General features: G+C 32.8%; 17 protein-coding genes and 1 tRNA gene. 5 read left to right on the top strand and 13 right to left on the bottom strand.

Going from position 1 to position 19,602, the window contains the following annotated elements; genetic code table 11:
* Position 1: 1 nt before the first annotated feature.
* Positions 2 to 361, bottom strand: a complete 360-nt coding sequence (locus WNY60_RS05495) for a BlaI/MecI/CopY family transcriptional regulator (protein ID WP_292947998.1) — start codon at positions 359 to 361, stop codon at positions 2 to 4.
* 123 nt (positions 362 to 484) lie between these two features.
* On the opposite strand from WNY60_RS05495, the gene WNY60_RS05490 reads away from it, so the two are divergent.
* Entirely contained in the window at positions 485 to 982 is a 498-nt protein-coding gene (locus WNY60_RS05490) for a DUF456 domain-containing protein (RefSeq protein WP_145004001.1), read from the top strand.
* Between the two features lie 246 nt (positions 983 to 1,228).
* On the opposite strand, the gene WNY60_RS05485 is transcribed toward WNY60_RS05490, so the two are convergent.
* From WNY60_RS05485 to WNY60_RS05440, 10 genes are all read right to left on the bottom strand, one after another.
* The gene (locus WNY60_RS05485; RefSeq protein WP_145004004.1) at positions 1,229 to 1,906 is read right to left on the bottom strand and encodes a response regulator; all 678 of its coding nucleotides are present in this window, start codon (positions 1,904 to 1,906) and stop codon (positions 1,229 to 1,231) included.
* Positions 1,907 to 1,909: 3 nt separating this feature from the next.
* Entirely contained in the window at positions 1,910 to 3,919 is a 2,010-nt protein-coding gene (locus WNY60_RS05480; protein WP_342861745.1) for an ATP-binding protein, read from the bottom strand.
* 113 nt (positions 3,920 to 4,032) lie between these two features.
* Positions 4,033 to 4,212: a hypothetical protein gene (locus tag WNY60_RS05475; RefSeq protein ID WP_028283267.1), complete on the bottom strand. Its 180-nt coding sequence runs from the start codon at positions 4,210 to 4,212 to the stop codon at positions 4,033 to 4,035.
* A 423-nt stretch (positions 4,213 to 4,635) separates the two neighbouring features.
* Positions 4,636 to 4,709 (bottom strand) — tRNA-Asp (locus tag WNY60_RS05470).
* A 76-nt stretch (positions 4,710 to 4,785) separates the two neighbouring features.
* On the bottom strand, positions 4,786 to 5,715 hold the full coding sequence (locus WNY60_RS05465; protein ID WP_342861744.1) for a DUF58 domain-containing protein: 930 nt from the start codon (positions 5,713 to 5,715) through the stop codon (positions 4,786 to 4,788).
* Entirely contained in the window at positions 5,715 to 6,260 is a 546-nt protein-coding gene (locus tag WNY60_RS05460) for an ATP-dependent Clp protease proteolytic subunit (RefSeq protein ID WP_145004010.1), read from the bottom strand. The genes WNY60_RS05465 and WNY60_RS05460 overlap by 1 nt, the downstream gene beginning before the upstream one ends.
* A gap of 152 nt (positions 6,261 to 6,412) precedes the next feature.
* Complete coding sequence (trxA, locus tag WNY60_RS05455; protein WP_261375478.1) at positions 6,413 to 6,769, bottom strand: thioredoxin; 357 nt, start codon at positions 6,767 to 6,769, stop codon at positions 6,413 to 6,415.
* 158 nt (positions 6,770 to 6,927) lie between these two features.
* Positions 6,928 to 11,319, bottom strand: coding sequence for a DNA polymerase III subunit alpha (dnaE, locus tag WNY60_RS05450; protein WP_342861742.1), 4,392 nt, complete (start codon positions 11,317 to 11,319; stop codon positions 6,928 to 6,930).
* Positions 11,320 to 11,469: 150 nt separating this feature from the next.
* Complete coding sequence (locus WNY60_RS05445; RefSeq protein WP_342861741.1) at positions 11,470 to 11,919, bottom strand: PA2169 family four-helix-bundle protein; 450 nt, start codon at positions 11,917 to 11,919, stop codon at positions 11,470 to 11,472.
* 189 nt (positions 11,920 to 12,108) lie between these two features.
* Entirely contained in the window at positions 12,109 to 12,801 is a 693-nt protein-coding gene (locus WNY60_RS05440) for a DUF6252 family protein (RefSeq protein WP_145004020.1), read from the bottom strand.
* Positions 12,802 to 12,944: 143 nt separating this feature from the next.
* Between WNY60_RS05440 and WNY60_RS05435 the strand changes: the two genes are divergently transcribed.
* The 4 genes from WNY60_RS05435 to WNY60_RS05420 all read left to right on the top strand — a co-directional run bounded on the left by WNY60_RS05435 (position 12,945) and on the right by WNY60_RS05420 (position 16,387).
* Positions 12,945 to 13,448 carry a 30S ribosomal protein S16 gene (locus WNY60_RS05435; RefSeq protein WP_342861740.1) on the top strand — a complete coding sequence of 168 codons (504 nt, stop codon included), beginning with the start codon at positions 12,945 to 12,947 and terminating at the stop codon, positions 13,446 to 13,448.
* Positions 13,449 to 13,516: 68 nt separating this feature from the next.
* Entirely contained in the window at positions 13,517 to 14,047 is a 531-nt protein-coding gene (gene rimM, locus WNY60_RS05430) for a ribosome maturation factor RimM (RefSeq protein ID WP_145004026.1), read from the top strand.
* A 76-nt stretch (positions 14,048 to 14,123) separates the two neighbouring features.
* A complete protein-coding gene (locus tag WNY60_RS05425; protein WP_342861739.1) occupies positions 14,124 to 14,837 on the top strand; it encodes a methyltransferase in 714 nt (237 codons plus the stop codon).
* Between the two features lie 371 nt (positions 14,838 to 15,208).
* A complete protein-coding gene (locus WNY60_RS05420; RefSeq protein WP_339808667.1) occupies positions 15,209 to 16,387 on the top strand; it encodes an acyl-CoA dehydrogenase family protein in 1,179 nt (392 codons plus the stop codon).
* Between the two features lie 211 nt (positions 16,388 to 16,598).
* Here WNY60_RS05420 and WNY60_RS05415 read toward each other — a convergent pair whose 3' ends face one another.
* Complete coding sequence (locus tag WNY60_RS05415; RefSeq protein ID WP_342861738.1) at positions 16,599 to 17,150, bottom strand: outer membrane beta-barrel protein; 552 nt, start codon at positions 17,148 to 17,150, stop codon at positions 16,599 to 16,601.
* An 89-nt stretch (positions 17,151 to 17,239) separates the two neighbouring features.
* Complete coding sequence (locus WNY60_RS05410) at positions 17,240 to 19,600, bottom strand: polysaccharide biosynthesis tyrosine autokinase (RefSeq protein ID WP_342861737.1); 2,361 nt, start codon at positions 19,598 to 19,600, stop codon at positions 17,240 to 17,242.
* Positions 19,601 to 19,602: the final 2 nt, after the last annotated feature.

The raw sequence follows: 19,602 nt of genomic DNA, 5'->3' as shown, positions 1-19,602 counted from the left end.
ACTATTCTTTTTTATTAATCTCCTTTAATACCGTTTCTAACTCGTTTAAACTAATGTCATTTTTTTTAACAAAAAAAGAGACCATACTTTTAAACGAACCTTGAAAATAATTATCCACCAATTTAGTAATCGATTGATTACTATAATCTTGTTTTTTTAAAACAGGAAAGTAAATATGTCCTTTTCCTTGTTTTTTATAATCTACAAACCCCTTAGATTCTAAAATCCTAACAATGGTGGACACTGTGTTATATGCTGGCTTAGGTTCTGGTAAAAACTCAATTATTTGTTTAACATTAGCATTTTCTAGCTGCCATAAAACTTGCATAATATCCTCTTCTGCTTTGGTAAGTGCTTTCATTTTTTAAACTAACTTTTTAGTTGAATGATTCAAATATAACTAAAAATATAGTTTAAACTAATTTTTTAGTTATAAAATTGTAACAATCTTTCTTTTAATCAGTCTTATTAATAAAATAAAGAAATGGATATCTTATTTAGCCTGTTAGGTTTAATGTTTATATTATTTGGATTGGCTGGCAGCTTATTACCTATTATTCCTGGTCCGCCATTAAGTTGGATTGGCTTATTGTTTTTATATATGACTACAGCTGTACCCAATGACACGACTTTTTTAGTAATTACAGGTATTGTAGCTATAGCTATATTTACTTTAGATTATTTTATTCCTGCAATTGGTACCAAACGATTTGGTGGTAGTCGATCTGGAGTCATTGGAACAACTATTGGATTATTTATTGGCTTATTCTCGCCTATTCCAGGAGGCATAATTATTGGTCCATTTGTTGGTGCTTTTATCGGTGAAAAATATAATAATGCTAATAATAATCAGGCACTAAAAGCTGCGTTTGGATCGTTTTTAGGATTTATAACAGGAACCTTATTAAAGTTTATAGTAGCTATTGTATACTTTGGATATTTTATTGCTACGTTTTGGGAATACAAACACCTAATGGTATAAAAAGATAAAGCAACATCCTTAAATGTTGCTTTATAGTGTGTAAATGTAAATGCTATTAATCAAACAGAAGTTTGAAGGGAATGATTAACTTTATACTAAGTTATATAACAAATATATATAATCTTACATTTACCTATTGTGGTTAAAACCACAACGTTACTGTGGTTAAAACCGCAAGTTTTAGTAATACTAAGTTGTTTGAAAGATTTTTGACAGCTAAAAAAAACTAAAATTTAACATTTAAATTTAAATATAGCCTTTCTCCTTAGCTATGCTAATAAGCGTTTCGTCCTTACCATCATCCACAATAAATAATTCTTTAAGATTTTTTTTACGCTTTTCAATTGCACTTAATGTAATGCCTAAAGGCTCTACTAAATCTTTTGTCCTAATACCTAATGACAAATAGTAAAGCATTTTGTGATTTATCTCATCCACTTCAATAGGATTAAAGATGCTTCGTTTAATAATAGTATTTATTGTTCCTGTATAAAATGGCGGTTTTGTTTGTATAACCTCAAAAGCACTAGCTAACTCGCTTGATGTTAGATCACTTTTAATTAAAAACCCTTCAGGATTTATTGTTTTAATTATATTATGTATTCTGTAAACCTCGTTAAACATGGTTAAAATAACCACTTTAGCTTCTGGTTGTGTCTGCTTAATATGTTTGGCCAAATCTTCTCCAGATTTATAAATACCATCTGAGGATTGAGGTATGCTAATATCAAAAAAATAGATATCGTAGGGTTTTCCAATACTTTTTGATTTTTTTATCGCAGCTAAAGCAGAGTCACAGTCCGTAGCAATATCAATTTCTAATATTTGATTTTCTTTTTTTGTAGCTAATAATGTGTGTTGATAACCTTCAATAATCATTGGGTGATCATCAACCATTAATATTTTTAATACTTTACTTTCCATAGGTTAATTATTAATTGTAGGGACAATAATTATAATTTTAGTTCCTGTATTTTCATGGCTTTTTATTTTAAGCTCGCCATTAATTTCTTGTATTCTATCCTCTATATTTTTTAATCCAATGCCTTTTTTAGCTTTATGTGTATCAAACCCTTTTCCGTTATCCGAAATGCAAAAAACTAATGCATTAGCTTCCATTTTAAATGAAATATCCACCTTAGTTGCTTCAGCATGTTTATATGCATTTTGCATTGTTTCTTGCAAAATACGATACAGGTGAATTTTTACTTTATTATTTAATGCATCCCAATCAATACTATCGTCGCCATAAAAAGTGTACTCTATTTTATAAGCATTCATTTGTGCATCAACCAACGTCTTGACAATATCCAAAAAACCAGATTGTTTTATAAAGTCGGTATTTAGCTCGTGGGATACTTTACGGATGTCTTCTTCTATATTTTTAAGCTCGCTTATATAATGGCTTCTTTTGTCAATAGCCTCTTTATTTACGCTTAAATTTAGACCATCCAAACTAAGTCTTACTCCAAAAAGTTTTCCTAATATACCATCATGAATATCTTTAGATATTCTGTTTTTTTCTAAACTTCTTGCTTCATCAATTTTATCTTGCTGAGATAACATGAGTTTGTATATCTCCTCATTAGCTTCTTGCTGCTGTCTTTCTAACTGTAGTTCTTTATTTTTTTCACGTTGGGTTTTAATAATGTACAGAAAAAACAATGTAAATAATAACCCTCCAGAAACAATAAGTAACCACAAGCGCTGACGTGAGATTTGTTGATTTTCTTGTTTAATTTCTTCCGTTTCATAATCAATTCTCATAAATTTATTTCGACTTGATCGTTCTGCAAAAAGCAAACTATCATTTAGTCTAATATGTTCAAAGAGATATTTTTTAGAAGGTTCACCTTTTTCAATTTCAGACTTTATATAAAGCGCTTTTAAAATAGTCTTATTATGCTTTAACTCTTTACCCAAAGAATATGCTGTAGTAGAATATATCGCTGCAGAATCAAGTTGATTAATGGTTTTAAAATAGTCTGAAAAATTAAGACTAACAGACATCTTTATATTTTTATCTGAAATGGAGTCACTAAGCCTAAACGCTTGTCTATAAAGGGTTTCAATTTCTTTATTAGAATCCTTACCACGCAAAAATTTAGAATACGCCAAATCGTTTATTACATAAGCATAAGTCGAAGCATCCTCTGATAACAGTTTACTGCTTTCTAAAATTTGATTGTACTTATCAATAGCAAGATTGTAATCCCCTTTTTTTCGATAAGTCGAAGCTATATTTACGTTAGAATAGATTTTGTAGAAATAATTATCCTTTAGTTTATTACTACTATTAATCGCTTTGTTGTGATATTCTATTGAGTTATCATATTGCTGAAGCTCTCCTGATATTATACCAATAAGGTTATATAAGGACCATTCTGTATCTACATTATAGTCGTTTTTTTGAAGTTTATCAACAACATTTATGGCCTTAATTACATTATTTTGTGCTCCAATATAATCTCTTTCAGACTCTTGGATATTTGCCATATTTAATAAAACAGCAGCATAATTTTTAAAATCTTCTAACTTATCGTAAAGCTTAACTGCGTTAAAGTAATAATAATAAGCACTATCTACTTTTTGTGTTTTACCATAAGAGTAGCCTAGATTATAGTATGCATTTGCTATTGATACCGAATCTTTTATTTTTTTAGCAAGAGATAAATTATCAAGATTTATTGATTTGATATTATCTATTTGCCCATCAATAATGTATAAAAAAGATAAGACCCTTTGACTATTTAATAAAGTAGAATCACTATCAGTTTTAGCAGATAATGTAATTGCTTTTCTAGCATAGATAATTCTATCTTCCGTAGTTATTTGGTCATTTTTGGCTAAGTTTCTGTAATAGTATATTGAGTCGGAACTCTGACTAAAACCTAGACTAGCAAAAAGTAAAATTACTAATGGAAAATATTTTATCAATCTATTTACAAAATTAAGGTAAAACCAAATTTAGGATAAAATAGATAAATATAGGTATACATAGCACTGATAATTTTTCAATGCTTAAAACACTATGCCAATAAAACAATAGACTATCCTTGAGATGGTACCTTATCTTTTTTGATACCATTAGTTGCAAGCAACTTAATATCTACTTTTTTAACTTCAGTATTAGAATTTTCTTTGTTTGGTGTTGTATCGTTTAAAGCGCTTACTCCAGTTAATAATACGATAGAAAAGATTGCTACTAATGTAATTTTTAGGGATTTCATAATAATAATTATTTAAGGTTAATTTTGAGTTATATATTAATTTTAAAATTTAAATATACTAACAGTAAGCTAATACTATAGCTTACCAAAATCACACACTAATTATTTGTATGTCCAAGAAGATTAATTAATTAGCTTTAATAGAGGTAATATTTGAGGGAAACTTTTAAAGCCCGACGAAAATATCATAACATAGAGTAAAAGTAGTAAATAATTCGATGAAAAGCAAATAACATAGACGAAGTGTCCTAAAACAAAAAAGCATCCCAATTTTCTAGAAGAAAAAAGGAAAGCTTTCCATCGGTTCAAGCTATTTGACTAGCTTTCTACCAGTTTGATAGACTACTACATCTATCAAAACAACACAACTAAATTTTATTGCCAAAAAAAGCTCCGATAAATCGGAGCTTTTAGCAATTTTCGCGGTCTGGACGGGATTCGAACCCGCGACCTTCGCCGTGACAGGGCGACATTCTAACCAGCTGAACTACCAGACCGTTGCGTTATTGCGAGTGCAAAGATACACTTCTTCATCAATGTCGCAAACTTTTTTTCACTTTTTTTTTATTTTTTTTAAATAAATTTTTCGCGCTCGATCATATACGTAGTCAAAATTTTGTCAAACGCCTGATTTACATCAGCATTAACGTATTTAATCTTGTATTGCAGACATTTCATTTTTAAATCATTAAAATAATTTAAAATTTCGTTTTTATAATTATCCTTGACTTGGTCTGCATATAAATTGACGTAGTCTCCAGTTTCTATATCAATAAACTTTTTGGGCTTATTATTAAAATCAAAAGCAACTTCCTTATTTTTATCATGCACATGAAACAAAACCACCTCATGCTTATTATGTTTTAGATGTCTTAAAGCTTCAAATAACTTCTCTTGATTTGTTGAAGCCTGAAACATGTCTGTAAACACAAATATTAAAGAGCGTCTGTGTATCTTCTCTGCTATTTGATGCAAATATACATAGGTATCTGTTTGTCTAGTCCTAGGGTCTGCTTTAACAGCTTCTTCCAATTGATGGATTAGCATTTGATGATGACGCTCGCTACCTTTTTCTGGTGCGTAAAAATCGTATGCATCACTATATATGCTTAGTCCTACAGCGTCTCGCTGTTTTTTTAAGATATGCATCAAAGCTGCTGAGGCTAACGCAGAAAAAGCAATCTTATTTAAAGTTCCTAAAGCGTAGTTGTCCATTTTTGGATAATGCATAGAACTACTATTATCCAAAATAATATGACAACGTAAATTAGTTTCTTCATCATACCGTTTGGTATACAGTTTATCTGTTTTAGCAAATAGCTTCCAATCTATATGACGTGTACTTTCACCTTGATTATAAATTTTGTGCTCTGCAAACTCTGCAGAAAAACCATGAAACGGACTTTTATGCATTCCAGATATAAAACCCTCGACCACTTGTTTTGCCAAATGTTCGAGGTTTTTAAATCCACCTGCTTTATTAAGTTCGTCTTGTAGTTTCATTACTCAGCTATACCATCAACAATACCATAAGCAACAGACTCATCTGCTCCCATCCAATGGTCACGATTAAAATCTTTCATTACTTTATCATATGTTTGACCACAGTTGTCTGCTAAAATATGAGCACTTAGCTCTTTTGTTTTAACAATTTCTTGAGCTGTAATTTCAATATCACTTGCTTGACCACGTGCACCACCACTTGGTTGATGTATCATGACTCTTGCATGTGGTTGAATAAAACGTTTTCCTTTTGCTCCAACAGATAGTAATATTGAACCCATTGATGCTGCTAGTCCTGTACATACTGTAGAGACGTCACTTTTTAAACTTTTTATGCAATCGTACATTGCAAATCCTGAGGTTACATAACCACCTGGACTATTAATGTATAATGTAATATCTTTTGTATCTAAGCTATCTAAATACAGCAATCTATCTATAACATGCTTTGCTGATTTATCATCTACCATTCCCCAAAGAAACACTTTACGCTCTTCTAAAAGCTTAGCATCAATAGCATCTTGTACTTTTATTGTTTTACTCATTTTTTATAATTTTGATCGTTTAAATCTTAAAGTTTAATATCACTATACAAATAAAGCCTTTAATTTATTTAGACATTTATTATAGTTTCAACTAAAGTAAAAAAGGTTTGCCATTACAGCAAACCTTTTATCAATACTTTAATAACATTGACTTATAATAAAGCGTCTAATGCTTCAGCGTAAGCTGTTTTTGGTGCTACACCTACCTGACGTCCTACTACTTCACCATTTTGAAATACTAAAACCGTTGGGATGTTACGTACACCATATTTTGCTGCAAATTCTTGATTTGCATCTACGTCTACTTTTCCTACGATGGCTTTACCTTCATACTCAGTGCTTAATTCATCGATGATTGGTCCAACCATACGACATGGTCCACACCAGGCTGCCCAAAAGTCAACTACTACAGGCTTATCGCTTTTTAATACTGTTTCTTCAAAGTTTGCATCTGTTATTTCTAATGCCATAATATTATGTTTTAATTGTGTTTTACTACGTGTTAATATGCAATATTAGTCAAAAATATTGCCAAAGCTTACAACCAAACAATTTGTTTTAACTATTACTGCATTGGTTTGGCTTATGCTAGAATGAATTACAATTTAATCCTATCTAGACTTTTACTAAATTAAGGTTTTAACCTTTACAATTTACAAAAGTTTTTTTATTGATTAATTAAATAATGAATCTGTTGCTCTTGTAACTCATTTAACAACTCATTAGTCACTTTAATTTTTTGTTTTCTACTTATCATGGTTAGCTTAATTTTATCTCTATTGTCATAGACTAAAAAGTTTAGTGCATGATTACCTGGATGCATGGAGATTAACTCTTTTAAATACTGAATTTTCTCTGCTTCCAACTCTTTAATATTTAGCTGAATTGATATTTTACGGACGTTTTTTTCCATAACATCGTGCAGCAATTGAAAACTATTAAATTGTAATCTAGGTTCACTTTTTTTACCAGTATCTCTATTAACCCATCCTTCTCTAACAAATGCTTTAACATGAACAAATGTGTTTTGTAACAAAAAGGGACGATGTTTTAAATACTCTTCTCCAAATACCCTAAACTCAAAGGTGTCTGTATAATCTTCAATAGTAAATAATGCCCAACCTTTACCCTGTTTACTAACACGATGTTGTACATCTGTTACTACTCCTCCAAAGGTAATTTCTTTGTTAACATGCGGATTAAGATCATGAAAATCAGAAATTTTACCATTACAAAACGATTTCATTTCTGTTCTAAAATCATCCAAAGGATGCCCAGAAATATAGACACCAACCACCTCACGTTCTCTGGACAATTTTTCCATTGTTCCCCAAGTTTCGCACTCTGGAATAATAGGTTCTTCAATTTGCACATCGCTCTCACCTCCAAACAAACTAACTTGTGCCGAATTTTCGTTTTCCTGATGCTTAGCACCATATTTAATTGCTTTTTCCAAAAAGGTCAACTCGCTACCATCTTTAAAAAAGTATTGTGCACGATGTGTGTCTCCCAACTCATCAAATCCACCTGCAAGCGCTAAGTTTTCAAAAGCTTTTTTATTAGCTGCACGTAAATCTATACGTTTAGCTAAATCAAAGATTGACGTATATGGTCCATCTTCATTTCTATTATTAACAATAGTCATTACTGCACCATGTCCAACCCCTTTGATGGCTCCCATACCAAATCGCACAGCATTGTCTTTATTTACAGAAAATTTATAATAAGACTCATTAACATCAGGACCAAGTACTGGTAACTTCATACGCTTACACTCGTCCATAAAAAAGGTTACCTGCTTAATATCATTCATGTTATTAGACAGTACAGCAGCCATATATTCTGCTGGATAATGCGCTTTTAAATATGCTGTTTGGTATGCAATCCAAGCATAACACGTCGAGTGGGATTTGTTAAAGGCGTAACTTGCAAATGCTTCCCAGTCCTTCCAAATTTTTTCTAACTTTTTAGGGTCGTGTCCCTTTGCACTAGCTTGCTCAACAAATTTTGGTTTCATTTTATCCAAAACCGCAATTTGTTTTTTACCCATTGCTTTACGCAAGACATCGGCTTCACCTTTTGTAAAGTCTGCCAACTTTTGTGATAAAAGCATCACTTGCTCTTGGTATACTGTAATTCCGTAGGTTTCTTTTAAGTACTCCTCCATTGCTGGTAAGTCATACTCAATATCCTCATCACCATGTTTTCTGCGTACAAAACTTGGTATGTATTCCATTGGACCAGGTCTGTACAGTGCATTCATTGCAATTAAATCGTCAAAAACGGTAGGTTTAAGATCCTTTAAGTGTTTTTGCATTCCAGGAGATTCATATTGAAAAACACCAACTGTCTCTCCACGCTGGAAGAGTTCATAGGTTTTAACATCATCCAAAGGAAAAGTGTCAGGATCTAAAACTATACCATGTTTAGCCTTCACAATTTTTACAGTATCCTTAATTAAGGTTAACGTTTTTAAACCCAAGAAATCCATCTTAAGTAATCCTGCATCCTCTACTACAGAGTTATCAAATTGGGTTACATATAAGTCTGAATCTTTTGCTGTAGATACAGGTACAAACTTAGTAATGTCATCTGGTGTAATAATTACACCACAGGCATGAATACCTGTATTTCTTACAGAGCCTTCTAAACTTCTAGCAAGGTTTATTGTTTCGGCTTCTAAATTATCACCTTCCGAAATATTAAAAAGCTCGTTAATTTTTTCCAGATCTTCAGCTCTAAACTTTTGGCCTAGTTCCTTTTCACTTAAACCAAAAATCTTTTTTAATTTAGACATGGTCGGAATTAACTTCGCGATCCTATCTGCATCAAAAAGCGGTAAATCTAATACACGTGCTGTATCTCTGATACTACTTTTAGCAGCCATAGTACCATAGGTAATAATTTGTGCTACTTGATTACTTCCATATTTATCTATTACATAATCCATGACACGACTACGACCTTCATCATCAAAATCGATATCAATATCTGGCATACTTACACGATCCGGATTTAGAAAACGCTCAAAAAGTAAGTTATACAATAAAGGGTCAATATTTGTAATCCATAAACAATAAGCTACAACAGATCCTGCAGCACTACCACGTCCTGGACCAACCGATACATCCATTTTTCGGGCTTCGCGTATAAAATCTTCTACAATTAAGAAATATCCAGGATATCCAGTATTTTCAATTACTGAAAGTTCAAAATCTAATCGTTCAATAACCTCATCGGACAGCTCTTCTCCATAACGTTTTTTAGCTCCAACATAGGTTAAATGCCTTAAAAAAGCATTTTCTCCTCGTTTTCCTCCATCTACCTCATCATCGACATGTTTAAACTCGTCTGGAATATCAAACGCTGGCAATAATACGTCTCTAGCAAGCTCAAATCCTTCAATTTTATCTACAACTTCTTGGATATTTGTAATTGCTTCAGGAATATCTCTAAATAATGCCTTCATTTCTTCTGAAGACTTAAAATAATATTCTTGATTTGGTAAACCGTATCGGTAACCACGACCTCTACCTATTGGTGTTGATTGTTTTTCGCCATCTTTAACACACAATAAAATATCGTGTGCATTAGCATCGCTTTGTTTTCCGTAATAGGTATTATTAGTTGCAACAAGCTTAATATTGTGTTGATTAGCAAACTTGATTAACGTTGGGTTTACACGATTTTCGTCCTCTTGATCATGACGCATAAGCTCTATGTACAAATCGTCTTGAAATAAGTCTTTCCACCAAAGCAACGCTTCTTCCGCTTGACTTTCTCCAACATTTAAAACCTTACTTGGCACCTCACCATATAGGTTTCCTGTCAAGCAAATTAAGTCTTCGCGATACTGCTCGATTAATTTTTTGTCAATACGTGGTAAATAGTAAAAACCATCAACAAACGCATGCGATGACAGTTTAGCTAAATTGTGGTATCCGTTTTTATTTTTAGCAATTAGGACAATTTGATACCCATTATCCTTTCTAGTTTTATCTGTATGGTCTTCGCAAACAAAAAACTCGCATCCTAAAATCCCTTTTATTTCTTTGGCTTTAGGTGTTTCTCCTCTCGCTTCTGCTTCTGCATTTTTAGCTTTTACTGCTCTGTTATGACCATTAATAGCCTTTACAAAATGGAAGGCTCCCATCATGTTTGCATGGTCTGTAAGTGCTACTGCAGGCATATCTTGCTCTGCTGCCAAATCAACCAAATCAGTAATACTAATAGTAGATTGTAAAACTGAAAATTGCGAGTGATTATGTAAATGAACAAAATCTACAGATTGCAGATCTTTGATGTTTTCTTTAATTTCGGCAGAAGAAATCTCGTTTGTATTCTGCTTTTGTAATTGCGCTTGGATTTTAGCACTTTCCTTTTTAAGGTTAATATGCTTTAATCCAATAAGCTGTATGGTTTGCGGATTTGCCTTATTAAAATGCTCAAAATACTCTGGCTGAACGTCTAATTGCTCTTTTGTATATTTTTTTAATCTTATTAACTCTAAAAAGCAACGTGTTGTCGCTTCCACATCTGCTGTTGCGTTGTGCGCTTCTGCAAAAGGCTGATCAAATAAAAACTGATGCAACTCTGTTAAAGTTGGCAACTTAAATTTACCATAACGTCCACCTGGAATCTGACATAACTCTGCAGTATGCTCTGTACAAGTGTCTAAAACCGGAAGTTCTTGCAATGGGTTTTCTACGCTTTCGCGAACAAATTCCGCTCCCATAATATTTAAATCAAACTTTACATTTTGACCGACTACATACTTGGTTTTACTAAGCGCAACATTAAATTTTTCTAAAACTTCAGATAACGGAATCCCTTGTTGTTGAGCTAATTCTGTAGATATACCATGGATTTTTTCAGCATCATAAGGTATATTAAAACCTTCTGGTTGTACTAAATAATCCTGATGCTCGATACAGTTACCCATCTCATCATGTAATTGCCAAGCAATTTGAATACATCTAGGCCAATTATCTGTATCTGTAATTGGTGCATCCCAACGCTTAGGTAATCCTGTGGTTTCGGTATCAAATATTAAGTACATGTTGTGATTTCTTTGAAGTTTGTGCTGAAAAATACGAGCCTATAAAAGTACGTAGAATTTATAATTCTTTAAAGCGAATTAGCAAACAGTTGTAAACAAAAAAAAAGCCAACATGTAAATGCTGGCTTTTTTTATTATATAATTATGCCTTTATGAGACTAGCTCTTCATGCACTTTTTCGGTATTAATTGCTGCTTGGATTGCGTTTCTATGCTTAGCAATTAAGCTATCTATGGTTGGTGGCAAATTATTTTCTTTTAACAATTTGTCATATTCCTCAAGACTTGCTTCCTCACCTTTAATTGCTTCTTCTAAGATTGCTTCTTCATTATTTGAAGTAAAGGTTGATTTTAAGCTCATCCAATTTCTGTGCATGGTTCCTTTAAAACTTCCAGAATCTTCAGGAATTTGTCCATATTGCAAGATTTCGGTTCTTAGTTCTTTTGCAAACGCGCTACGCTCTGAGGCACGTCTTTTAAAAAACATTTTTAATTCACTATTATCTACGTTATCAATTGCATTTAAATACCCTTTTTCGGCATCATAATTTTTAATTAATAATTCGTTTAACTTGTTTGAAATTTTTTCACTGTAGTTCATAATATCTTTGATCATTTAAATTTCAATATTTTTTTTAAAGATGCATATTGTTTGACATCTACAATTACAATATAGCACAAATGACAGCTGTTGTCAAGCGATTTAACAGGGTTTGTGATAGCCTTAAGAGTATTTAACAAAAAAAGCCAACGCATTAGCGTTGGCTTAAATATTATAATTTAAAGGTGATTAATTAGTACAATCTCCTAAATCATCTATTAAGTCTTGTATCGATCCATCTGTATCACCACATTGTTGCTTTTTATTCTCTAATGCAGTTTTATAAAAGTTACATACTTGCGGATAATCTGCAGACATAATATCTACTGCTTCGTAATTAGTTTGAGTGGTCAAAGCTACTGCTGTTGCATTTTGGCAAGCCACTAACGGATCTATCGATACTACGGTTCCGATGCTTAAAATTGGCACATTATAAAAATACCCTTTATTAAAGTTTTCTGTTTGTGTACCAGAACTATCAAATACGTTAAAAGTAAACGTTCCCGAAACGGTTCTTTCAATAATATTAAAATCAGAAATATTTATTTTACCATCTGCAGGATACACTTGTAAATCTGGGTCAGGCACGTTATTAGTTGAATAAAAATCACCAAACTCATTTTCATAAGTTGCAGATGATGTTGTATTTCCTAAAAGGTACAAAGTCTCGGCAGTATCATTTGTTTTAAGTATTATAGTCTCTAAACCTCTAATACCAGTAATTGTTAAATTTCCTGAGCCATCAACATTAGCTCTATAGGTTGTTGCTTCCCATAACTCGCCATCATTATATCCTATAAATGCAGGATTATTAAAGACTAGATCCTCACTACAAGATGTCAAGGTTAATAATACAACTAATAAAATTGTTATTTTTTTCATTATCGTTACTTTTATACAAGACCAAAAATAGAATAATTTATTTTATTTGACAGATTTACTTTAAAAAGTTGAAAATTAAAAAAATATAGTATCTTTGCAGCTTATTAATAATAGAGGTCGCGTACCTTACAAATTAATTATTTATGCCAGTAAAAATTAGATTACAAAGACACGGTAAAAAAGGAAAACCTTATTACTGGATCGTAGCAGCAGATGCTAGAGCAAAAAGAGATGGTAAATACCTAGAAAAATTAGGTGCTTACAATCCAAACACAAACCCAGCAACTATCGAAATAAACGTTGATGGAGCTTTACAATGGTTACAGAATGGTGCACAACCAACTGACACAGCAAAAGCAATTTTGTCTTACAAAGGTGTTATGCTTAAAAACCATTTAGCAGGTGGTGTTAGAAAAGGTGCTTTAACAGAAGAGCAAGCTGAAGCAAAGTTTACAGCTTGGTTAGATGAAAAAGCAAGTAAAGTAGAAGCTAAAAAAGACGGTTTATCAAAAGCGCAAGCTGATGCTAAAACTAAAGCTTTTGAAGCAGAAAAAGCAGCTAATGAAGCTAGAATTGCAGCTAACGCTCCAGTTGTAGAAGAAGCTCCTGCTGAAGATGCAAAAGCATCTAACGAAGAAGAAGAATAAAAATTAATTTTTATACTTTTAAACTCCGATAATTTTTATCGGAGTTTTTTATGCAAAAAACTTTTGTTATGGATATTAAAGACTGTTTCTTTTTAGGTAAAATTGTTAAAAAATATAGTTTTAAAGGCGAGCTCCTTATAAAACTAGATACTGATGAGCCTGGACTTTATGAAAACTTAGATTCTATGTTAATAGATTTACGTGGTTCATTGGTTCCGTTTTTTGTTGAAAGCTCTCAATTACATAAATCTGAATTACTTCGTGTAAAATTTGAAGATGTCGATACCGAAGCTGATGCTGATAGTTTAATTAAAAGCAACATATACTTACCACTAAGCGTTTTACCAGAATTAGAAGATGATAAATTTTATTTTCATGAAATAATAGGTTTTAAAGTTGAAGACAAAAACTTTGGAACTGTTGGTATTATAAAAGCGGTTAATGACAGTACAGCACAATCCCTATTTGAAATTGACAGAGATGGTATTGAGATTTTAATCCCAATGAATGATGAGTTTATTTCTAAAGTGGATAAACCAAACAAAACTATTTTTGTAGATACTCCAGAAGGCTTGATTGACTTATATTTAGAAGATTAATTTTTTTGTACTGAATTTATTTCAGCATTACATCCAAAAACTAAAGAGATCCTCAATACATTTAGGATAACGTCATATGAGCAAGCCTTTTAAATTTAAACAATTTACTGTACAACAAGACCAATGTGCCATGAAAATTGGTACTGATAGCGTTTTACTTGGTGCTTGGTCACCTTTAAAAACCAACCCATTTGCTATTTTGGATATTGGTGCAGGCACAGGTATTTTAGCTTTAATGCTTGCACAACGTAGCAACGCACAAGTAATTGATGCTTTAGAAATTGACGAACAAGCGTATGAGCAATGTGTTGATAATTTTGAAACTTCGGTTTGGGCTGATCGCTTATTTTGTTATCATGCCGATTTAGCTGAGTTTACAGAAGAAATTGAGGACAAATACGACTTGATTATATCCAATCCTCCATTTTATGCTGAGGATTACAAATCTGACAACACGCAACGTGACTTAGCACGTTTTACAGATGCCTTACCTTTTGATCATTTAGTTGCTTGTACTGCTCAACTATTGTCTGAAACTGGTATTTTTACGGTTGTTATTCCCTTTAAAGAAGAAGCTCATTTTATAGACCTAGCGTCTAAAGTTAATTTGTTTCCTAATAACATCTTACATGTTAAAGGAACGCCTACTTCTGAGGTTAAAAGAAGCTTGCTAGCGTTTTCTTTCCGCGAAAGCGACATTAAAACTGAGACTTTGATTATTGAAACCTCAAGGCATCAATATACTGATGATTATATTACGTTAACTAAAGATTTTTACCTTAAAATGTAGTGGATTGCATTGCTTTTGGATGCTGTTTACTTTTTTAAGTGGGATTGGATCCTGAAACTAGTTATGGAGGACTTGGTAAGAGTTTTTTTTTATGCTATTGTGTTTGGTGGTCTGTAAGAGACCCTTCGACTGCGCTCAGGGAGACATTGGTTTTGCTATTTGTGACATTGGTTTGATACTATTAGGTTTGATTTGTTACTCTAAGGATTTGTGCTAAAATGCTAAATATGTTATTAAATACTAGTAAATAAAAGAATTCTTAAAAATTTGCCTTAATTTTTGATATAATATTGTGTTCTGAAAACGATTTCGTTATTTTTGTGATTGAAACAATAAGCTACACGAATAGTTTATTTTTAATACAGACTTAAATGAAACCAGATTTATTTGAAGCGCCAGATTACTATAATCTTGACGAACTTTTAACTGAAGAACATAAATTAGTACGTGATGCTGCTCGTGAATGGGTTAAGCGTGACGTCTCTCCTATTATTGAAGCGTATGCTCAAAAAGCAGAATTCCCGAAGCAAATTGTTAAAGGATTAGCAGATATTGGTGCTTTTGGACCTTATATTCCTGTGGAATATGGTGGTGCAGGTTTAGACCAAATTGCTTATGGTTTAATTATGCAAGAGATAGAACGTGGTGATTCTGGTGTACGTAGTACTGCCTCAGTACAATCGTCTTTAGTAATGTATCCTATTTGGAAATATGGTAACGAGGCTCAACGCCAAAAATACTTACCAAAATTAGCAAGTGGAGAATGGATTGGAAGTTTTGGTTTAACTGAGCCTGACCATGGAAGTAATCCTGGAGGCATGGTCACCAACTTTAAAGACATGGGAGACCATTACCTATTAAATGGTGCAAAAATGTGGATTTCAAATTCGCCATTTTGTAACGTTGCTGTTGTTTGGGCTAAAAATGAAGCAGGACGTATCCATGGTTTAATTGTAGAACGTGGTATGGAAGGCTTTACAACACCTGAAACACATAACAAATGGTCCCTTCGTGCGTCTGCAACTGGAGAGCTTATTTTTGACAACGTTAAAGTACCAAAAGAAAACTTATTACCTAACAAATCTGGATTAGGTGCACCATTAGGTTGCTTAGATTCGGCACGTTTTGGTATTGCTTGGGGAGCGATTGGAGCAGCAATGGATTGCTACGATACTGCTTTAAGATATAGTAAAGAACGTATGCAATTTGGTAAGCCTATTGGACAATTCCAATTACAACAAAAGAAGCTTGCTGAAATGATTACCGAAATTACCAAAGCGCAATTATTAGCTTGGCGATTAGGTGTTATGCGCGAAAATGGTACTGCTACCTCAGCTCAAATATCTATGGCGAAACGTAATAATGTAGATATGGCACTAAAAATTGCTAGAGACGCTAGACAAATGTTAGGTGGTATGGGAATTAGTGGAGAGTACAGCATTATGAGACATATGATGAACCTTGAAAGTGTTGTTACTTATGAAGGTACACATGATATCCATTTGTTAATTACTGGATTAGATGTGACTGGATTAAATGCTTTTAAATAGTAGATAGTGAATAGAATATTGCATAGCTTAAGCTTTTCTTACTTATTATATTATTTGACTGTTTAGCATGCAATGTATAGTTATAAAAAAAAGCACGTCTTAACGACGTGCTTTTTTTATTATATATTATACTATGGGCTTATGCTGTCTTGTAGTTTTTGAATTATCCTTCGGTTTATACTGTGGTTATATTTAGGCTTATTTATTTCACTTAAAACCCATCTGTAAATCGCCAGATGACTCCAATATTACATTGGTAATAGCTACCTACTTCTGGACTGTTATTTTTAACTGCAACGTTAGCACGTCCAGAGATATTAATAGCCATTTTAGGAAGCAGCCAATAACTAATGCCTAAACCTGGACCTACAATAAGCGCATCTGTATTAGCGTACGTGTATTTTCCTGCTGCTAAAAACACGTATAACTCTTTGTAATCTCTTGCTGTATTTGGGATAATATAATAATTAACATCTGCTTGTACTGCAAACAAACTCGCATTGGATTTGGGTGTTTTTAGCGTATTTGTGGACACATTAACACCAACACTCCAATTAGTATCTAACTGATAGTCTACGCCTAAATTAAAAGGCGTTGCAAAGTCTAACTTGTCTATTGCCCAAGGTAACCTGCTGTATGGATAATTATTAATAATGTTGACACCCAAAGTTAGCTTTACGTGTGGTTTGTCTTGTGCTACAGCTTTGTACATGACTAATGTACTAGCTACAGCAATGTGTAGTAATAGCGATTTTATATTCATCAAGTTACTATTTTAACTTAGTTACTATATTGCGCTATTAATAGTTTAGGGAGTGACTTTACAAACCTTTTTAAGGTGTTATTATTGTTTTATTTTTTAAACTGATACCACTTTTTCTTAACCGTTTCGGCATGATAGCCATAACCATAGCCATAATTATAACCATAGCCATACGATCCTTTAAAGTCAATATCGTTAATAATATAACCCATGTTTTTAATCTTTTTCTGGTCCACTAATTTCTTAGAGTATTCAATTAATGGTTTTTCTGTCACTCCAGATCTAACGACGTAAGCTGTATAATCAATACCATCCATAAACGTTAGCGTATCTGCTACTAATAAAGTTGGTGCTGTATCTACAATAATATAATCGTAATGTGCTTTAGCTTCGTTTAAAAATGCTTGGAAACGTGCACTTGATAATAAAACCGTTGGCATTGGCGGAATTGGACCTGATAGTAATAAATCAAATTGATTACTATTAGCATCCATTTGTATTAACATGTCTTGCCAATCACTGGTTTGATTACTTAAATAATTAGATAATCCAGCTTTGTCTTTAGAGCTTCCAATTAAGGTGTGTAATTGCGGATTACGTAAATCTGCACCAACTAATAAGACTTTCTTTTTTAAATGAAAATAGGTTTGTGCAATATTAAATGCCACTGTTGTTTTCCCTTCGCCTTTAACCGAAGACGTTACTGCAATGACTTGACCTTGATTGGTCTGTTTGTTATGTAACGTAAAGTTTAGGTTATGGATTAAAGTTCTAAAGGCTTCCTCAGTTTGTGTGTTTCCTGAGGTTAGTTTTATGGCTTGTTTAGCATTAGGAATTACCGGAATCTCACCAACAATTGCAGTCTTTGGGTTAATATTTTCAACATCTTTACTAGTGTAAATTTTAGTATTGGTTAAAAACTTTAAATACAAGATACCGATTGGTAAACCCAATCCTAATAATAAGGCAGCTAACAATACTATTTTACGTTTTGGCGCTACAGGAATCGAGTTAGTAATGGCGTAATCTATCACTTTTACATTCGCTGCAGTGACTGCCATAGTAATTGCTGCTTCTTCGCGTTTTTGTAATAATAGTAAGTACAGGTTTTCTTTTAGGATTTGTTGACGCTCTATACTACGTAATATTTTTTCTTTGCTTGGTAAGGTTTTAAACGACTGTTGTGCTAAGCCTTGCGCACGTTTATTTTGCGATAAGGACTGTTGCAATTGCGTTTTATAACCAGACAACGAGCGTTGGATGTTATTATTTAAATCTGTAATAGACGCTTTTAAAATCTTAACCCTTGGGTTATTGTCTCCTGCTGTGGCTTTCCATTTGTTATATTCTAACACTGCAGCATTATAATCGCTAACCAAGTTATTTACTGCACCACTATTTAACCCAATATTAGCAGGTAATAATTTTATGTCTTGGTTACTAGCTATGCTTTTGTCTAACACATCTGCTAATAGCAATTGGGTTTCGGCTTCAAACAGTTGTTCGTCTTTAATCGATTTTTTCTGAATCACAGACGCTGCATCAGCTTCAAAAATACTTAGGTTATTGTTTTGCTTGTAGCTACCTTTTGCGACTTCAATCGAATCCAACTCGGTTGTTAGATACGTAAACCTTTCGTCAATAAACGCGATGGTACGTTTAGACACTTCCTGTCTGTCTGTAATTCCATCTTGAGTATAGACTTCAATTAAAGTATTTAAGACTTGTTGTGCTTTTTGCTTGCTTGGATCTTCCAGACTTAATATTAAAATATCACTATCCTTACCATCAGGTGCAATTTTTATGGCTTGTAATAAATTTTGTGTGGCTTGTGTTTGACTACTAATTTTAACCTCATAGACTGGGTTATCATTAGCCACTAAACTTTGTGCATTTGCTGGCTGAATGGTAAACGGAAAATCAACCGTTGGCTTTTCAAAATAAAAGTTTGGGACTTGTAAGGTGGCTTCGGTTTCTAGGTTTAATAATTGGTAGCCTTTATCCTGAAGTGTTATTTGAAACTGTAATTCGGCATCTGGTTTTGCTAATTCCGGTTCAAACACCACTTTAAAAGGTGCGTTAAAGACTTCAGATTTATTAACACGACCAGACTGAAAGTATTGCACCTGTAAGTTTAATTGATTAACCACTTGTCGGTTTAATCTAAAGGATTGCAATACTGCACGTTCGTTTTCTAGGTTAACGTTTCCTTTACCTAATAATTTATCTAAATCTAGGTTTAATGCAGTAGATTCTTTTTCAGTTAACACCTTAATTTTTGCAGCAGTTTTGTAGCTATCTGGTGTGTAACGTAAATATAAAAAGGCTATAATTAAGGCGATTATTCCGCTTAAAGCGATCCAATACCAATAGGCTAAGTACTTATTAGCAATCCCTTTTAGATCTATTTGCTGGTCCTGTGCGTCTTGTTGTTCTAGGTAATTATCCATAG

Origin of the sequence: Olleya sp. AS48 (genome assembly GCF_038900355.1) — a bacterium.
In the GTDB taxonomy this organism is placed as follows: Bacteria; Bacteroidota; Bacteroidia; order Flavobacteriales; family Flavobacteriaceae; genus Olleya.
The sequence above is the reverse complement of the archived record's forward strand: the minus strand, read 5'-3'. Positions and strand labels throughout refer to the sequence as shown.